Annotated in this window: 15 protein-coding genes and 1 tRNA gene; 5 read left to right on the top strand and 11 right to left on the bottom strand. The window is 67.2% G+C overall.

Annotated features, from left to right (window positions below; translation table 11 throughout):
- Positions 1-5: 5 nt before the first annotated feature.
- The 6 genes from asnB to VJT49_RS20320 form a co-directional block, all read right to left on the bottom strand.
- Positions 6-1,904, bottom strand: a complete 1,899-nt coding sequence (gene asnB, locus VJT49_RS20345) for an asparagine synthase (glutamine-hydrolyzing) (protein WP_324166448.1) — start codon at positions 1,902-1,904, stop codon at positions 6-8.
- A gap of 24 nt (positions 1,905-1,928) precedes the next feature.
- Complete coding sequence (locus VJT49_RS20340; RefSeq protein WP_324166447.1) at positions 1,929-3,266, bottom strand: Wzz/FepE/Etk N-terminal domain-containing protein; 1,338 nt, start codon at positions 3,264-3,266, stop codon at positions 1,929-1,931.
- Entirely contained in the window at positions 3,263-4,609 is a 1,347-nt protein-coding gene (locus VJT49_RS20335) for an exopolysaccharide biosynthesis protein (RefSeq protein WP_324166446.1), read from the bottom strand. The genes VJT49_RS20340 and VJT49_RS20335 overlap by 4 nt, the downstream gene beginning before the upstream one ends.
- Positions 4,606-5,817 (bottom strand): glycosyltransferase family 4 protein, encoded by a 1,212-nt coding sequence (locus VJT49_RS20330; protein ID WP_324166445.1) that lies wholly within the window; start codon positions 5,815-5,817, stop codon positions 4,606-4,608. Before VJT49_RS20330 ends, VJT49_RS20335 begins: the two co-directional genes overlap by 4 nt.
- Positions 5,798-7,114, bottom strand: a complete 1,317-nt coding sequence (locus VJT49_RS20325; protein ID WP_324166444.1) for a nucleotide sugar dehydrogenase — start codon at positions 7,112-7,114, stop codon at positions 5,798-5,800. The genes VJT49_RS20330 and VJT49_RS20325 overlap by 20 nt, the downstream gene beginning before the upstream one ends.
- A gap of 248 nt (positions 7,115-7,362) precedes the next feature.
- Complete coding sequence (locus tag VJT49_RS20320) at positions 7,363-7,788, bottom strand: LLM class flavin-dependent oxidoreductase (protein WP_324166443.1); 426 nt, start codon at positions 7,786-7,788, stop codon at positions 7,363-7,365.
- A gap of 176 nt (positions 7,789-7,964) precedes the next feature.
- Here VJT49_RS20320 and htpX point away from each other — a divergent pair, with 176 nt between their 5' ends.
- A complete protein-coding gene (gene htpX / locus VJT49_RS20315; protein WP_324166442.1) occupies positions 7,965-8,825 on the top strand; it encodes a zinc metalloprotease HtpX in 861 nt (286 codons plus the stop codon).
- Here htpX and rfbA read toward each other — a convergent pair.
- A complete protein-coding gene (gene rfbA / locus VJT49_RS20310) occupies positions 8,822-9,703 on the bottom strand; it encodes a glucose-1-phosphate thymidylyltransferase RfbA (RefSeq protein WP_324166441.1) in 882 nt (293 codons plus the stop codon). The two genes, htpX and rfbA, sit on opposite strands and share 4 nt — an antisense overlap.
- Positions 9,704-9,992: 289 nt before the next feature.
- On the opposite strand from rfbA, the gene VJT49_RS20305 reads away from it, so the two are divergent.
- On the top strand, positions 9,993-10,637 hold the full coding sequence (locus VJT49_RS20305; protein WP_324166440.1) for a DsbA family oxidoreductase: 645 nt from the start codon (positions 9,993-9,995) through the stop codon (positions 10,635-10,637).
- Here the strand turns inward: VJT49_RS20305 and VJT49_RS20300 are convergent.
- Positions 10,613-11,740 carry a sialidase family protein gene (locus tag VJT49_RS20300; RefSeq protein ID WP_324166439.1) on the bottom strand — a complete coding sequence of 376 codons (1,128 nt, stop codon included), beginning with the start codon at positions 11,738-11,740 and terminating at the stop codon, positions 10,613-10,615. The two genes, VJT49_RS20305 and VJT49_RS20300, sit on opposite strands and share 25 nt — an antisense overlap.
- Positions 11,741-11,942: 202 nt before the next feature.
- Positions 11,943-12,434 (bottom strand): YajQ family cyclic di-GMP-binding protein, encoded by a 492-nt coding sequence (locus VJT49_RS20295; protein ID WP_324166438.1) that lies wholly within the window; start codon positions 12,432-12,434, stop codon positions 11,943-11,945.
- Positions 12,435-12,557: 123 nt separating this feature from the next.
- Between VJT49_RS20295 and VJT49_RS20290 the strand changes: the two genes are divergently transcribed.
- Positions 12,558-12,639: transfer RNA gene (locus VJT49_RS20290), tRNA-Tyr, on the top strand.
- Between the two features lie 115 nt (positions 12,640-12,754).
- On the opposite strand, the gene VJT49_RS20285 is transcribed toward VJT49_RS20290, so the two are convergent.
- Positions 12,755-14,296 (bottom strand): site-specific integrase, encoded by a 1,542-nt coding sequence (locus VJT49_RS20285; RefSeq protein ID WP_324166437.1) that lies wholly within the window; start codon positions 14,294-14,296, stop codon positions 12,755-12,757.
- A complete protein-coding gene (locus VJT49_RS20280; RefSeq protein WP_324166436.1) occupies positions 14,286-15,005 on the bottom strand; it encodes a helix-turn-helix transcriptional regulator in 720 nt (239 codons plus the stop codon). Before VJT49_RS20280 ends, VJT49_RS20285 begins: the two co-directional genes overlap by 11 nt.
- An 87-nt stretch (positions 15,006-15,092) precedes the next feature.
- Here VJT49_RS20280 and VJT49_RS20275 point away from each other — a divergent pair, with 87 nt between their 5' ends.
- Together VJT49_RS20275 and VJT49_RS20270 are read left to right on the top strand one after the other, a co-directional pair.
- Complete coding sequence (locus VJT49_RS20275; protein WP_324166435.1) at positions 15,093-15,335, top strand: DNA-binding protein; 243 nt, start codon at positions 15,093-15,095, stop codon at positions 15,333-15,335.
- A gap of 84 nt (positions 15,336-15,419) precedes the next feature.
- The gene (locus VJT49_RS20270; protein WP_324166434.1) at positions 15,420-15,791 is read left to right on the top strand and encodes a hypothetical protein; all 372 of its coding nucleotides are present in this window, start codon (positions 15,420-15,422) and stop codon (positions 15,789-15,791) included.
- Positions 15,792-16,242 lie beyond the last annotated feature (451 nt).

Raw genomic sequence — 16,242 nt, 5'->3', positions numbered from 1 at the left:
ACTCCCTACGCTCCCTGAACCGCCGAGCGGTACCAGTACTCCAAGGTCAAGATGTGCCAGAGGTGTTTCGACCTGTCCTGCTGGCCGGAGGCGTCCTCCTCGACCAGCCGCCGCAACGCGTCTCGTCGCAGGAAGCCCGATTCGACGAGCACGCCGTCGTGCACGACCTCACGCATCAGCGGCGCGAGGTCCCGGCTCATCCATGCGCGCAGCGGCGCGCTGAACAGGCCCTTCGGCCGGTACACGATTTCCTTCGGCAGGATTCGAGACGCGGCCTGCTTCAGCGCGGCCTTTCCTTGCCTGCCCACGATCTTCCGGTTGCCGGGAATGCTGAACGCGGCCTTCACGACCTCCACGTCCACGAACGGCGTCCGCACCTCGGTGGAGGCGGCCATGCTCGACCGGTCGGTGTAGGTGAGGTTCAGGCCGGGCAGGAACAGCCGCGCGTCCGCGAGGCACATGCGGTTGACGAAGTCGTCGAGCGCGTTGTCGTGATAGGTGTCGGCGTGCTCGGTCAGCACGTCGTCGACGCATTCGGCGAGGTCCGGGTTGAGCAGGTCGAGCAGTTCCATCCGGTCGTACATCGTGTAGCTGCGACGAAACGCGGTTTCCTCGGGCAGTTCGGCGAAGGACAGGAACCGCTTGGCGAACCGCACCGAACGGTAGCCCCGGCGCGCCGTCGCCACCGGAAGTCTGTCCACAAGGGATTCCACCGGGCGGCGCACGCCCTGTGGGATCCGCTGGTAGCGCACGGCCAGCAGGTTCGCGAAGTGCTTGCGGTACCCGGCGAACAGCTCGTCGGCGCCCATGCCCGACAGCATCACCTTGACCCCGGCCGCACGGGCCGCGGTGCAGATCAGGAACGTGTTGATCGCCGCGGGGTCGCCGATGGGCTCGTCGAGGTGATAGGTCATCCGCGGCAACAGGTCCAGCACCTGCGGCGCGATCTCGATCTCGTGCAGCTCGACGCCGAACCGCGCGGCGACCTGGCGGGCGTAGCGCAGATCGTCGGGCATCGCCTCGAACTTGGCGTCCTCCGGGCGGAATCCGATGGTGTAGGCGGAGATGCCGGGCTGGTGGCGCGCGGCGAGCGCGGTCAGGTAGCTGGAGTCCAGGCCGCCGGACAGGAAGGTCGCCACGGGCACGTCGGAAAGCAGGTGCTTCCGGGTGGATTCCTCGATGACCGCGCCCAGGTCCGGTTCCGGGGCGTGCTGTGCCTCGTCGGCGACTTCCCGCAGCGAGTAGAAGCGGCCGGCTTCGAACGTCCCGTCCGCCCGGCACCGCAGCCAGCTGCCGGGTGGCAGTTTTTCGGCCTCCTTGAAGGCGCAGCGGCCGTCGGGCACCCAGTAGTACAGCAGGGAGGCGACGAGGGCGGCGTTGTCGACGGTCAGTGACCCGCCGAGTTCGCTCGCCAGCGCCTTGAGTTCCGAGGCGAACACGAGCCCGCCGTTGCGCCGCAACAAGAACAGCGGCTTGATGCCCAGCTGGTCGCGGGCGAGCACCACGTCCCCGGTGCGTTCGTCGAAGATCGCGAACGCGAACATGCCCCGCAACTTCGGCAGGCAGCCGGTACCCCAGCGCCGCCAAGCCTCCAGCAGGACTTCGGTGTCGGAGGTGCCCCGGAACCGCACCCCGGCGCTTTCGAGTTCGGCACGCAGTTCCGGCGCGTTGTACAGCTCACCGTTGTAGATCAGCGCGAGTCCGTCGGAGACCATCGGCTGGGCGCCGGTCTCGGACAGGTCGATGATGGACAGGCGTCGATGTCCGAAGTGGACTTCGGCGTCACCGGTGGTGTGGCTGTAACGGCCGGCGCCGTCCGGCCCCCGGTGCGCCAGCGCCTTGGTGAGCCGGTCGGTCAGCGGCCCGCCATCCGGCCACCGGTAGGTTCCCGCGATCCCGCACACCTCAGACTCCCGCCTTCTTCCCGTTCACGAGACCTCCCGTTTGACCGGCGCCAGGATCTTGGTCGGCAGTTCGCCGTTGTGTGTCTGAGGTTTGCGGTCCCGGCCGCGCAGCGCGGTGTGCAGTCCGTCCCAGAGCGTGCCGTCGGTGTGGTCCTTGGGATCGGGATCCACCAGCACCACCCCGAGGATCGGGATCTGGCAGTCCGCGAGCTGCCGCGCCACCGTGTGCAGCCACTGTGCGTTCGCGAATCCGGCACGCACGATGAGCAAGGTCTCGGATCCGAGTTGCGGCAGATCGGTCCACGACGTCCCGGGCGTGACCGAGCCGAGGCGTACGCCCTCGCCGTCGGTGCCCACTTCCTCCGCCATGTCCTGGGCCAGCGCGGCCTGGACCGTGGGACAGCCGAGTTCCAGCAGCGACACCGTGTTCGGAACCCCGTCGATGATCCGGACCAGCGTGGTGGCGACCCGCTTGCGCTCCTTGACACTGCGCGTCCTGAACTGTGCGATGACCGACGCGCCGAGATGCGCGGAGATGTCCCGCCGCAGCACCGGCCGGTCCCGCACCACGCCCGAAATCGCGGACAGCGCGATCCCGACCACGAGCCCGAGCGCGAGCCCCATCCCGGCGTCCGTGGCCCCGGTCTTGAGCAGCGAAGAGGGGACCGGATGCGGGGCGTCCATGATCTGGGTTCCCGCCGCGACCTTCGGCGCCCCGATGCCCGCTTCTTCCGCGCGCCCCGTCAGATCGGAGACACGCGAGGCGAGGTCCGCGCGGTGGGCGTAAAGGGACTCCAGTTGGGTGGCCGGCGTCTGGGAACTGCGCCCGGTCGCCTGGGTGATCTGCGCGTCGACCTGCGTCAGCTCCGCCTGAGCCTGGTCACGCTGCTTGAACAGCGCCTGCTGCTCGGCGGTGGCTCCGGCCTGAATACGCTGCACGTAGTCGTTGATGAACGCGTCGGCCATCGCCTTGGCGCGGGCGACCGCGTCCCCGGTGCTCGATCCCTTGGCGCTCAACTCGAGCACGTTGTTCGACACCCCGACGGCACTGATGTGCTTCAGGAAGTCTTCCGGGCTCTCGGTGGAGTGCAGGGTCCTGACCGCCGCGGCGGCGATCCGGCTCGTCTCCAGCACGGCGAGGTCGGTCTTGATCAGGGTTCCGGAGTCGGAGGGCTGGTCTTCCTCGTGGATGATCAGCAGCCGGGTGGAGGCGGTCGGCGGGGACGGCAGGAGAAGTGCCAGTGCGCCGCCCGCGAGCAGCCCGATCAGGCCCAAGGTGAGCCAGAAGCGGCGGCGCCGCCGGATTCCGGCGAGCAGTCCGCCCAGGTCGACCAGAGGCTGGGAAGCAGGAGAGGTGCTCACGGTTGAGCCGCCATCGCTTCCAGGGGCCGGTCGGCCGGGACGTTCGGTTCGACCGGTGTGGTCCGGTGGGTGACGATCGTGCCCAGCATCCGGTGTCCGGCGTCCTGGCAGGCCTCGGCGATGCCGACGAGTTCCCACGCGGTCCTGGTCCCCGCGGTCATGACCGCGATGACGCCCGCCACACGGTCGTCCTCCGGGACCGTGGGCCGTTTCGCGCTGACATCGGCCAGCTGCAGCACGACCGGGCCCGCCGCACGCTCACCGCCCGCCGTGAGAGCCAGCCTCGAGACCGCCTTGTGCGCGGTCGGATCGTCGGCGGCGACCAGCACGAGCACGCGGACCCCGGAGTCGGACCCGTCCCGGATCCGGCTCAGCGCCCTCCGGTAGCGGGTGCTCAGCCCGTCCTCGTCGGCCGCGGCGGGGAACGGGGGGATGTCCCACGGCCGGTCGTCCCAGACCAGCCGCCGCAGCCTGGGCAGGAGCCCGCCCGGGGCCTTCGACGGCTCGTCCGGCACGTCCACCCCGGCGAGCAGCGGTGAGCCCAGCGCCGCGGCGATCTCCGACTCGGAGCGCAGCCGCTTGTCGGCGCGGGCCGCGAACAGGTGCCCGAGCACTCCGGCCAGGAAGAACAGCAGCGCGCCGCCCGCGACGAACTGGACCATGGTGGGCGAGGCCGGGCTCGTCGGCAGCTCGGCCGGTCCCACCAGGGCCATTTTCGCCGTGCTGGACGCCGCGTCCGCCTGGTCGAGCTTGGTCATCGCCTCCGCGAGCCCCGTCCGCAAGCCCTCGAGCTGCGTCCGCACCTGGACGCTTTCCACGCCCGGGCCCGTGGCCTGCTTGGCCAGGTCGGTGAGGCGCTGGTTGGTCTGCGCGACCTGCTGCCGCAGCGCCTCCTTCTGTTGCTGGAACTGCTGGGCGGCGGCGTCGGAGGTGTTGGTGATGAGCTGGCCGGAGAAGGCGATGTACTGTTCGGCGACCTGCTGAGCCAGCTGTTGCGCCTTGCCCGGGGTGGCCGCGGTCCCGGTGATCCGGACGATGTTGCCGTCGGTCACGGCCGCGGTGACCGACTTCTGCAACTGGTTTCCGGTGACCTTCCAGCCGAGCGTGGAGGCGGTGCGGTCGAGCACCGACGTACTCTGCGCCACCTGCGCCTCGGTCAGCAGTTCGTTCGCCTCCCGCGGGCCCTGGAGCAGGACACTCGCGGAAGCCTGGTAGCCGGGGGAGAACAGGAGCGAGGCACCGGCGCCGACGAGCGCGCCGAGCGCCGAGAGCGCCACCAGCAGGCGCCACCGCCTGCGCAGAATCCGGCCGACCGAGGTCAGCCGTACCGTCTCGTCGGTCATTGCCGGCTGACCCTTCCGTAGGCGGCCAGCAGCGCCTGTTGGGAGTTACGCCAGGACAACGGCCCGGCCACGCGTTCCCGGCCCAGTGCGCCCATTCGTCGGCGCTCCTCGGGGTCGTCGAGGAGCCGGTCGATCAGCTTGGCGAACTCCAGTTCGTCGTTGGCCGGTGCGTACACCGCGGCCTCACCGGCGGAAACCCGCGCCTCCTTGAGGTCGAAGGAGACGATGGGGCGGCTCATCGCCATGTACTCGAGCACCTTGTTCATCGTGGACACGTCGTTGAGCGGGTTCAGCGGGTCCGGCGACAGGCAGATGTCCGATGTGGACAGATAGCGGAGCAGGTCGGCGTCCGGGATGCGGCCGGTGAACTCGACGCGGTCGGCGAGGCCGAGCCGGTCGGCGAGCACGACCATCTCGTCGAAGGTGTCACCGCCGCCGACGAACACCGCATGCCAGTCGGACCGGCCGAGGTCGTCGCGCAACTTCGCCAGCGACCGCAGGGCGTAATCGACCCCGTCCTGCGGTCCCATCACGCCGAGGTAACACAGGAGGTGGGGCTTGCCGTGCTTGAGCTCCGGCTCGGCGGGTACCTGGTGAAAGCGCTCCACGGCCGGCGCGCTGCGCACGACGAACACGTCCTCCGGCCGCTTTCCCCCGCGGCGCAACGCGACTTCGCGGTAGCTCTCGTTGGTCGAGATCACCACGTCCGCCGCCCGGTAGGTCATGCGCTCCAGCGCGCACACCGCGCGGTAGAGCAGGTCCTGGCCGCGGTCGAACCGCGACAGGTACAGCTCGGGCACCAGGTCGTGCTGGTCGAAGATGAACCGCGCGCCCCGGCGCTTGAGCATGCGTGCCACGAGAAACAGCAGGTCCGGCGGGTTGCAGGCATGCACGACGTCCACCGGGCCGACCTTGCGGGCCAGCCGGAAGGTGTGCCACAGCGCCGTTCCGTACTCCTGCAGGTACCCCGCGGGGCCGCCGGTCGCGGCCCGCAGCGGGTACCGGTGGATGCGCACCCCGTCGATCTCGGCTTCGGGCTCGGTGTCGCGTTTTGTCCCTTGTGGACAGATGACGTGCACCTCCCAGCCCGCGTCGCGCAGCGTGGTGCATTCCTGCCACACCCTGCGGTCGAACGGCACCGAAAGGTTCTCCACGAGAACGAGGGCTCTGCGCCCAGGGCTCGTCGCTTTACCAGGCAAGGCCCACATATCCTTCTTCGGCCCGGCGCCGCTCGGCGCCGGGAACGCGGACGAGGTCGATCAGTACACGGCCGTCGCCGGGTTCGAGCGCGTCCAGCACGGCCTTCTCGGTGCAACCGACGATACACACTTCGGCGTGCGCGACGACCTCTTCGATCGAGTTGGTGAGCAACTGCCCCAGATGCGGCAGGCGGTTTTCGATGTACTCGCGGTTGGCGCCCAGCAGGTGCGACATGCTCACGTTGGCGTCGTAGATGCGCAGGTCGTAGCCCTTGCCGAGAAGCCTTTCGGCCAGCTCGACCAGGGGGCTTTCGCGCAGGTCGTCGGTGCCGGGCTTGAAGGACAGGCCGAACAGCCCGATCCGGCGCTTCCCGGAGCGCGCGACCAGTTCGAACGCGCGCTTGAGGTGTTCTTCATTGGATGGCAGCACGTGCGAGAGCAGCGGCACCGAAACGTCGGCGCGGTGCGCCGCGTACACGAGGCCGCGGAGGTCCTTCGGCAGGCAGGACCCGCCGAAGGCGAAACCGGGGCGCAGGTAGGCGGGGCTGACGTTGAGCTTGCGGTCGGCGAGGAAGACGTCCATCACCTTGTGGGAGTCGAGCCCGAGCGCCCGGCAGATCGCCCCGATTTCGTTGGCAAAGCCGATCTTCAAGCCGTGGAAGGCGTTGTCGGCGTACTTGGTCATCTCGGCGACCGGGATGGGCACCCGGAACACGTCGCCGGGCAGACCCTCGTACAGCGTGGCCACCGCGTCGCCGCTTTCGGTGTCGAACTCGCCGATCACGGTCTTAGGTGGGGCGAAGAAGTCCCGCACGCTGCTGCCCTCGCGCAGGAACTCCGGGTTGACCGCGACCCCGAAGTCGACACCCGCGGTGCGCCCCGACGCCTTTTCCAGGATGGGAACCAGCAGGTCGAGACAGGTGCCGGGGAGCATCGTGCTGCGGAACACGACGGTGTGCCTGCGCTCGACGGCGGCCAGCGCCTTGCCGATCTGCTCGGTGACCCGCTCCAGGTAGACGGTGGAGAGGCTGCCGTTGGGCGCCGACGGCGTCCCGACGCAGATCAGCGAGATCTCACTGTTCGCGATCGCGTCTTCCACGTCGACGGTGGCGCGCAGCGCGCCTCTGGTCACGACCTCCGCGGTCAGCTCACCGATCCGTTCCTCGACGACGGGTGCCTTTCCGCCGGCGACGAGATCGACCTTCACCGGGTTGACGTCCACCCCGACGACTTCGTGTCCTTGCCCGGCAAGACATGCCGCGGACACGCATCCCACGTAGCCGAGCCCGAAAACGCTTATCCGCATGTGACAACTCCCGCCGGTCGACTTGCTGAACATGGGTCGCTGGCCGGCGGGGTGCCGTTACACCGACTCGCCGCGACTTCCCGGTGGGACAGCGCACTTTTCGCGGGAAGGTGCCCCGACCGTCGGTCGATCAGTACGTGGCCACCTCGGGCGCCGGGCCGCCCGTGATCGAGCCGATCCTCTCGTCGGCGCTGAGCCCGGGAGTTGGCGCGGCTCGGTCCTGAGCTCGTCCGCCTGCTCCCCGATGTTCAGGAAGGTGTACACGGTTTTTCCTTTCCCGCCACCACCGACCATGATCGGCGGATGTGGCCGGGAAAGTGCCTGCGGAAAGTCCGACAACCGGTGCGCCCTGATGTGTGCGACCACATTTTCGGGACATACTCGAACGTTTCGTCCAGTATTTCAAAAACGCTCCTTCGTGGAGGGGAACGGGAACCGAGGCTCCGCGACTCCTCCTCGTGCCGGCCCGCGCCGATACCGAGGACGGCGCGGCCGCCGGAGAGCACGTCCGGCGTGGTGATCGCCTTGGCGAGCGGGCCGTCGGTTGTGCACACGGTGATCAAGGCCCGCAGCTTCACCCGGTCGGTGTGCGGCAAGGAAACCCAGTGTGGTGTGTGCCTCGAGCAGGTCGCTCTTGCCCACGCTCGCGAGCTGGAAGAAGTGATCCGGCTCATACCCGAGGTCACGTTTCTTGATCGATCTTGGTGCCGGGCCGGTGACGGAATTCACCACCTGCCTCCGTGCTGCCCCGCGCGGCTCCTTGGCCGGCTTGAACAATGCGCGAAGGAACTTCACGTCCGCTTCGTGCGTTCAAACTGTCGGGAGTAAGGGAAAAGGAGGCGTCAGCGCCGTGAGGCATCAGAACGGATTGAAGACCGCGCTGCTGCTTGGCCTGCTGAGCGCCATCATCGTCGGGATCAGTTCGCTGTTCGGGCGTACCGCGTTGTTCGTCGGGCTGGCGGTCGCGCTGGGCATGAACGCCTACGCGTACTTCAAGTCCGACACCCTGGCCCTGCGCGCGATGCGGGCGCGGCCGGTGTCCGAGGCCGAGCAGCCCGTGATGTACCGGATCGTGCGGGAGCTGGCCACCGCGGCCCGCCAGCCGATGCCGCGGCTGTACATCAGCCCTACCGAGGCACCGAACGCGTTTGCCACCGGGCGCAATCCCCGGCACGCCGCGGTGTGCTGCACCACCGGAATCCTCGGTCTGCTGACCGAGCGTGAGCTGCGGGCCGTGCTCGGGCACGAGCTTTCGCACGTCTACAACCGCGACATCCTGATCTCGTGCGTGGCCGGCGCGCTGGCCAGCATGGTCAGTGTGCTGGCCAACCTGGCGATGTTCGCGGGGATCTTCGGCGGCGGCGACCGCGAGGACGCCAACCCGCTGGTCTCGCTCCTGCTCGTGCTGATCGGCCCGATCGCGGCCGGGGTGATCCAGATGGCCGTGAGCCGGTCGCGGGAGTACCAGGCCGACGAGTCGGGCGCCCAGCTCACCGGCGACCCGCTGGCGCTGGCGTCCGCGCTGCGCAAGCTTGAGTACGGGACGCGGGCGGCCCCGCTGGTGCCGGAGCCGCAGCTGGTCTCCCAGTCGCACCTGCTGATCGCCAACCCGTTCCGGCCCGGCGACAACTTCACTCGGCTGTTTTCCACACACCCGCCCATTCCGGACCGCATCCGCCGCCTCGAGGAGATGGCCCGCCGCGGGTTCTAGGAAGTGGCGCCCGCCGCCCGCGCGACGGAAACGACGTATTCGCCGTATGGGGATTTCGACAGCTTGAGGCCGAGGGCGAGGCACTGGTCCGGGTCGATGAACCCCATCCGTAGCGCGACTTCCTCCAGGCAGGCGATGCGCACGCCGGTACGGTGTTCCAGTACCTGCACGAACTGGGCGGCTTCCAGCAGCGAATCGTGCGTGCCGGTGTCGAGCCAGGCGAACCCGCGGCCCAGGTCGACCAGTTTCGCCCGGTTCTGCCTCAGGTAGGTGAGGTTGACGTCGGTGATCTCCAGTTCGCCTCGCGAGGACGGCCGCAGCCCGCGGGCGATCTCGACCACCTGGTTGTCGTAGAAGTAAAGCCCGGTGATCGCCTTGTTGGATTTGGGCAGCGCCGGCTTCTCCTCGATGGAGATCAGCCGTCCGCCGTCGTCGGTTTCGCCCACGCCGTAGCGCTGGGCGTCCTTCACCGGGTAACCGAACAGCACACATCCATCCAAAGAGGACACTTCCTGCCGCATGCGTCCGGAGAATCCCTGGCCGTAGAAGATGTTGTCGCCCAGCACGAGCGCCACGTCCTGGTCGCCGATGAAGTCGGTGCCGATCAGGAACGCCTCGGCGAGCCCGTTGGGACTCGGTTGCTCCGCGTAGCTCAGGCGCAGGCCGAACTGGTCGCCGGAGCCGAGCAGTCGCTGGAAGCTCGGCAGGTCGGTGGGGGTGGAGATGACCAGGATCTCCCGGATTCCGGCGAGCATCAGCACCGACAACGGGTAGTAGATCATGGGCTTGTCGTATACGGGCAGTAGCTGCTTCGACACGGCCTGCGTGATCGGGTGCAGGCGCGTTCCGCTGCCACCTGCCAGCACGATGCCTCTCATGCGCCCCACCCTATCGGGCGCCATTTACATACCCGGGGAATGTAGGTGAATGGCCGCGAGAAGCGTGGAGTCCGGCGATTTCGGGTTTTTCGATGCCTCGACTGCCTTCGAAGCCGCGGATCGCCGGTGCCCTCGCGCAGTTGGTGCTCAGCGCGGCGATGGAGGCGGCTCGCATGATCGCCGAGGCGCGGGATCCGGTCACAGCTCGGGCCGGGGCAGCGAGGTGCTCGGCACCTGGTTCACCGCGCTGCGCGGGAATAACGCGGGATGCAGTCACGTTCGCCCGAACGTGCGCGTTGACATCTGGTCCGATGTGGTCTGTCCCTGGTGCTATCTCGGCAAGCGGCGCTTCGAGCGTGCGCTGGCCGATTTCGAGCACCGCGACGAGGTCGAGGTGGTGTACCACTCCTTCGAGCTCGACCCACGGCACCCACGTGAAGAGGTCGTGCCGAAGGCGTCCATGCTCGCCGCCAAGTACCAGATAAGCGAGGCCGAGTTCCAGGCCATGGAGGACAGGCTCGTCGGCTTGGCCGCCGCCGAGGGGCTCGAATACAAGCTCGACGGCAGTGTTATCGGTAACACCTTCGACGCGCACCGCGTGCTGCACCTCGCGCGTGAGCGTGGTCTCGCGGTCGAGGTGGTCGAGCGGTTCTTCCGGGCCTACTTCACCGAGCAGCGTTCGGTCTTCGACGACGAGTCGCTGGCAGACCTGGCCGCCGAGGCCGGGCTGGACCGTGACGAGACCGTGCGTGTGCTCAAGGAAGGCACGTACGCCGACGCCGTCCGCGCCGATGCCGAACGCGGGCGAGCGCTGGGTGCGAACGGGGTGCCGTTCTTCGTCCTTGCCGACCGGTACGGGATTTCGGGCGCGCAGCCGGTGGAAACGTTCGCGGCCGCACTTGGCCGGGCCTACGCGGCACCCTTGCCGAAGTAGGTCGTGCAGATGCCGTTTTCGTAGTCGGCCGCGATTTCGAGCACGTTCCGGCCGCCGTCGACCGGGAGCAGGGTCGAACTGTAGTTCGGGCAGTAGTCGTTGAACGGGTCCGGCACGGCCACCGGCGCGGGCAGCTCGTACCAGTGGCCCGCGCCGGAAGTGTCATTGGCCAGCAGCACCTGGCCGTTCGACGGCAGCGGCTGCCCGTCGCGGTCGGTGTAGATCTGGCCGACCATCACCAGCCGCCCGTCAGGGAACACGGCCACCGTCTGCGCGTGCTGGAAGTAGGCACCGCTCGCGGTGGTCACCCGGGTGCCCGGATCTGCCGGATCGCCTAAGTCGGCGCCGTCGGCCGAAATCTTGTAGTACGGGTCGCAGTAGCGGTCTCCGTAGTTGCAGATCTCGTATCCGAAGTAGTAGCGGCCGTCCGGCAGCCTCCGCACGATGGGCATGCCGGGCCGGGCCGCGCTGGGCGACACGGCCATGGTCAACTGCCCGGGACCCCAGGTGATTCCGTCCGTCGATGCCATCCGGGTCAGCACCTGGCTGTGCCGGGGCTCCAGCGTTTCGTCGGCGAAATGCAGCCACAGCGTGCCGCCGTTGTCCACGGTCAACTCCGGCTCCCAGATCCCCGTGTGATCGGGCGACCGCACCGCTTCCGACAGGAACGACCAGTGCCGCCCGCCGTCGGTGCTGGCCCAGATCCTGATCCCGACCTGCCGTGCCACGCCCGCTTCCTGGCGGTAGCTGGCCCCCCACAGCAGCGTGCCCGCGGGCATCCGGCCGACACGTCGCGGCAGCTCGTACAACGTCCCGCAACATTCGCCCCAGGCGCCCTCGGGATCGCGCACCTCGCCGATCTTGTGGAAGCTCGCGCCCTCGTCGGTGCTTTCGTAGATCGGTGCGAACGGCCCGCGACCGTCCCAGCCGCTCACCGCCGCCACGATCCGTCCCCGGAAGAGCAGGTTGTACTGCAACCGCAACAGCCTGGGGTACGCCCCGGTCACCAGGCGATGCCGATCGGCCGCCTCGGCCGGCGTCACCAGCCCTCCGATCAGGAACACCGACACCAACAGCACGAAGCCGCTCCCCAGACGGCGCATTTAGCGTCCCCCTCACGTTGCGCGCCGGAATGACAACCAGAGTGTAACCACCGCAACCCGCGCGAGTCGGTCTTCCAGGCCCCGCGAGTCGGTCTTCCGCGACGTACGAGTCGGTCTTTCGGGCTCCGCGAGTCGGTCTTTCGGGACGTGCGAGTCGCCCCGTCAGCCTCAGCGGCTGCCGGATGTCGGGCCGTGTCGAGACCTAGCGGTAGTTGGTGAACTGGAGGGCAATGTCGAAGTCCTTGTCCTTGAGCAGGGCGATGACCTCCTGAAGGTGGTCCTTCTTCTTGCCCGAGACGCGAAGCTGATCACCCTGGATCTGGGCCTGGACGCCCTTGGGCCCCTCGTCGCGGATGAACTTCGCGATCTGCTTCGCCTTGTCGGTCGCGATCCCCTGGATAATCTTGCCGTTGACCTTGTAGATCTTCCCGGAAACCGCGGGCTCACCGGCGTCGAACGCCTTCAGCGAGATCCCCCGCTTGATCAGCTTCTCCTTGAACACCTCGACCGCGGCCAGCGCCCGCTCCTCGGTCTCGGCCTCGATGGTGACCGCCTCCTCGCCGGCCCACGTCACCTTCGCGTTGACGCCGCGGAAGTCGAAGCGCGTGGACAGTTCTTTCGCGGCCTGGTTCAGCGCGTTGTCCACCTCCTGGCGATCGACCTTGCTCACCACGTCGAACGACGGATCCGCCACGTTGTCCTACCTCACCTACGCTCGTTTGTCGGGTAGCCCACACCTTAGACCGCTCCGGTAACCCGGTTGCCCGGACCGGTGGAACGTTGGGTACTCTGTTCACCGGCTGGCAAGACCGGCCATGGCGGGTTGCCCGAGCGGCCAAAGGGATCTGACTGTAAATCAGACGGCACTGCCTTCAGAGGTTCGAATCCTCTACCCGCCACCCTCGCAAAACCCCTGGTCATCCGGGGGTTTTCTCCATTTATAGATCCGCTTACGCACGGCCAGTCCTGTATTCCTATACCGCTTCGGTGCCTTTTCGGTGCCATCTCGGGGGTTCACACCGCCTGTCCGGTGCCCTTGCGTGGGATCGCCGACCGAGTCGCGGTGACGATCTCCCGCGTCATCTCGTCCGCCACCACCACGTAGTGGTCTTCGGTGACTCCCTCCCGGGCGTGCCCGAGCATCGCCGACACCCCCTTCACCGACTGGCCCGACGCAATCGCGATCGACCCCGCACCACGCCTCAACCCGTGGATCGTGACTGGTGGCAGATCGGCCTTCTTCACCATCCGCACGTGCGCGTCGTAGACCCTGTCCGGGTTGAGCTGTGACCCATCCGCCCGGCAGAAGACACGGCCGCTGTCGACCCACGCCGTACCCAGCCCCAACCGGGCCTCCGACTGGCACTTCCGCAAACGCCGCAGACCTGCCACGGTTTCCGAGTCGAGGGGTATGCGTCGCTGGCCGGCGTCACTCTTGACCGGGCCCTCTTCCACCTTGCCCTCGATCACGACGAGCTGGATCTGAACGTCCAGGCATCCCTCGTCGAGGTTCACGTCCTCGGACCAGCGCAACCCGCACAACTCGCCGCGTCTCAAACCGGTGTAGCTGGCCAGATCGAAAAGGTCATACAAGACTTCTTCCTCACGGCCAGCCGCGACTTCCTCCGCCACCACGTCCAAGTAGTGGCCCGTGTGTGCTGCGGTCCACACCATGTTCCTCTGCGGCACCTCACCGGTCTTGCGCCACTTCGCCTCAAGCTCCTTCGTCCAGAGCTTCGGCTTTGGTGCTGCGCCGGACTCAAGTTCCACGAGAGCGAAGGGGTTCGGGCCTGACACTGCCCCAGCCCTCATGGCGTCGTTGTACGCCTTTCTGCCGGTCGCTCGGATCCTCGCCAGCGTGGGCGGCCCGGCGACGCGCCGCTGTTCCCGCTTCACTCCCGCAGCCTTCTGCGCCTTGGTCAAGTTGGAGTGGCGCATACCCCGCGGGTTGACCTTCAGAGACTCCCGAATCCGCTCGTTCTCATCCTCAATAGAGCGGAACATCTCGGCCACGTCGTCTACCGACAGTTCACGCCACTTGATCTTGCCGAGGTATGGAATCAAATAGTTGTCCACGTGGCCGGTGTAGCTGACCAGCGTGTTCTTGCGGACCTTCCGTGTCTTCAGCCACTGCGTCAGCGCATCCTCGGTTGTCAGGCTCGTCAGGCCGACACGGCGGGTCTTCGCGCTAGTGCCCTTCGCTTCGATCTGAGCACGAGCGTTCTTCGCTTCGGTCAGCGTCTTGAAACCGAACTTGCGCAGGCGCTGCCTTTCCTTGCCCGACCCCCGTGGCGCGGCGATGTCGATCTGAAATCCCCATCCGCCGTGCTTCGAGTCAAAGTCCCACAGGGCGCGGCCCTTCTCGTCAACCTTTAGGTTGCCAGCACCGTCGAACTGGAGCTTCACCAGTTTCTGGCAGGTCATCCCAAGTTCGCGCCGCTTACCATCGGCCCCGATCTCGGTGCAACCGCAACGTTTCGTCAGCCCGTTGTGCTTACCAGGCGCGAGCTTCAAGGCGCGTCTGTCGATCTCTCGCCCCCGGTCGTTACTGCCCATCAGGTTCCCCTTCCAGGTAGGCGAAGTCTGGCCACAATTTTGGAGGAATCAAGTCAGCGGCCCGCATGTCATCTCGTACTCTTTGCAAAGATCGCTCTGTGCGCTCGACCTCGCGCCTAAGTAGGTTGACCATCTGCTTCCGCGAGGACCGGCCAGACTCGATATTGTCGTAATACTCGTTCTCCTGTAGCCAGGCGGGGTTTGGATCCTCCCCTGTCGCTTCCGCAGCGATAAGGTTCTGCTGAGCTTTCAAGAAGTTTGCTTGTGCCCGAACGAGCTGTGCAGACCAATGATCGTGGTCTCGAAATAACTCAACCGGAAGCCTCCCGTCCTTGTGCCATTCTTGACCGGACTTATGGGGAAGGACATCTTCAAGATCTTCCTCTCCCGAGAACCATCGGGCAGCAATCCACGGCTCCGCCTGTGCGCCGGGCAAGAACTCGCTTCTGTCGACGCGGCCGATGGGAAAGATCAGCAGTATGGGCGGAACTTCCAGTGCCCGCGCGATGACCAGCAATTCGGCCAAGCTGATGGTGGGCCGTCGTCCGTTCTCGAAGTTCGACAGCACAGTGCGGGGGATAGGCGCTCCAAGTTCCGCTGTCGCATCGGACAGCCGCTGAGCGCTCATCCTCCGCCGCTTGCGATGTCGCTTGATCTCGGTGGCTACCACCTCGGCCAAGTGCTTGTGCCACTCGTCGTTTTGGGTCACAGGAGCACAATAACACGGACTATTTGACACAGGGCGACCCTAAGCGTAATGTTCCGACATGACCCAACACGACAGGGAGTTTGAGTCATGAAGACCCAAATCGGGATGACCCAGGCCGAGTTGCTGGCACTACCGGTCATGATCGACCTCGTGACGGGCGGCCGGGCGTTCGGATTCGGACGCACCAAGACCTACGAACTGGCCCGAACCGGGCAGTTCCCCGTCAAGGTGCTTCGCCTGGGCGGCTCATACCGCGTGGCAACCGCCGATGTGCTGCGGGCACTGGGGCTCGCCAGTGACACCGACGAGTCGGCCGCAAAAGTCGCTTGACCTGCGACAACCCACAAAAAACGGCGGGGCCCGCTGCCACGGGCCACCCGCCAACTCACAACCAACAGCCGAAAGGAACCGGCAATGACGATTGTAACCGCCAGCCCGGCCATCGCGAGCCCGGAGACCACCGCCAGCTTGTTGAAGATCGCCGCCGAGCGGCCGTGCACCGCCTCGTGGTGTGAGGGTGGCTGCGAGCCGATCGATGACATCGACGGTGTGACCCGCCTCCACACGAAGACGTTCTGGCAGTCCGGCGACCAGATGGTCGTCTGGTCGCGGCAGGACGACCACACCGCCGATGGCGTGATCGAGGGCCAGGCGCAGTTGTGGGTCGACTACCCGGCCGCGGGCGAGGAGTCGGCCCACCGGGACGGGCTCAGCGCCGCGTTCGCGCACGTCTATGCGATGGGTCGCGCCTCCGTGTCGGATTCGGCGGAGCGGGACCACCTGTGACGACTTCCTTCTCCGGGTGCCACCCGTACCGCCCTCAGTGCCTCCTCGCGCACCTGGAGCGGTATGTGGACGAGGACGACGCGGTAGACATCGCTGCGCAGGTGACCCTGGCAATCAGCCAGGGCATCTGCGCCCGCTGGCTGCCACGGCCCACTCCCCGATGGGGACCCGATCAAGCCCGCGGGCTCCCGCGTCACCAGTTGCCGCTGCATCCCGATCTGCGGGGCCTGTGGCGGCGACGAAGCACTGAACGAGCAGCCCACCCACTTGTGGCCGGTCGCGGGGGTGGCTGAGCGGGAGGCCGCTGACCGCAAGCAGGCGACGCCCGCTGTGGTCACCGTCGCGGACGACAAGCCGGTGCTGCTCACCAACGACGGCGTCATCGAACCCAGCCCACGCCCGAACTCCGGCGGGTGGGCGGAGTTCGGGTTCGACGACACCCAAGACCAGG

The sequence above is a fragment of the Amycolatopsis sp. genome, from assembly GCF_035276945.1.
In the GTDB taxonomy this organism is placed as follows: Bacteria; Actinomycetota; Actinomycetes; order Mycobacteriales; family Pseudonocardiaceae; genus Amycolatopsis_E.
This window is presented reverse-complemented; position numbering and strand designations above follow the sequence as displayed.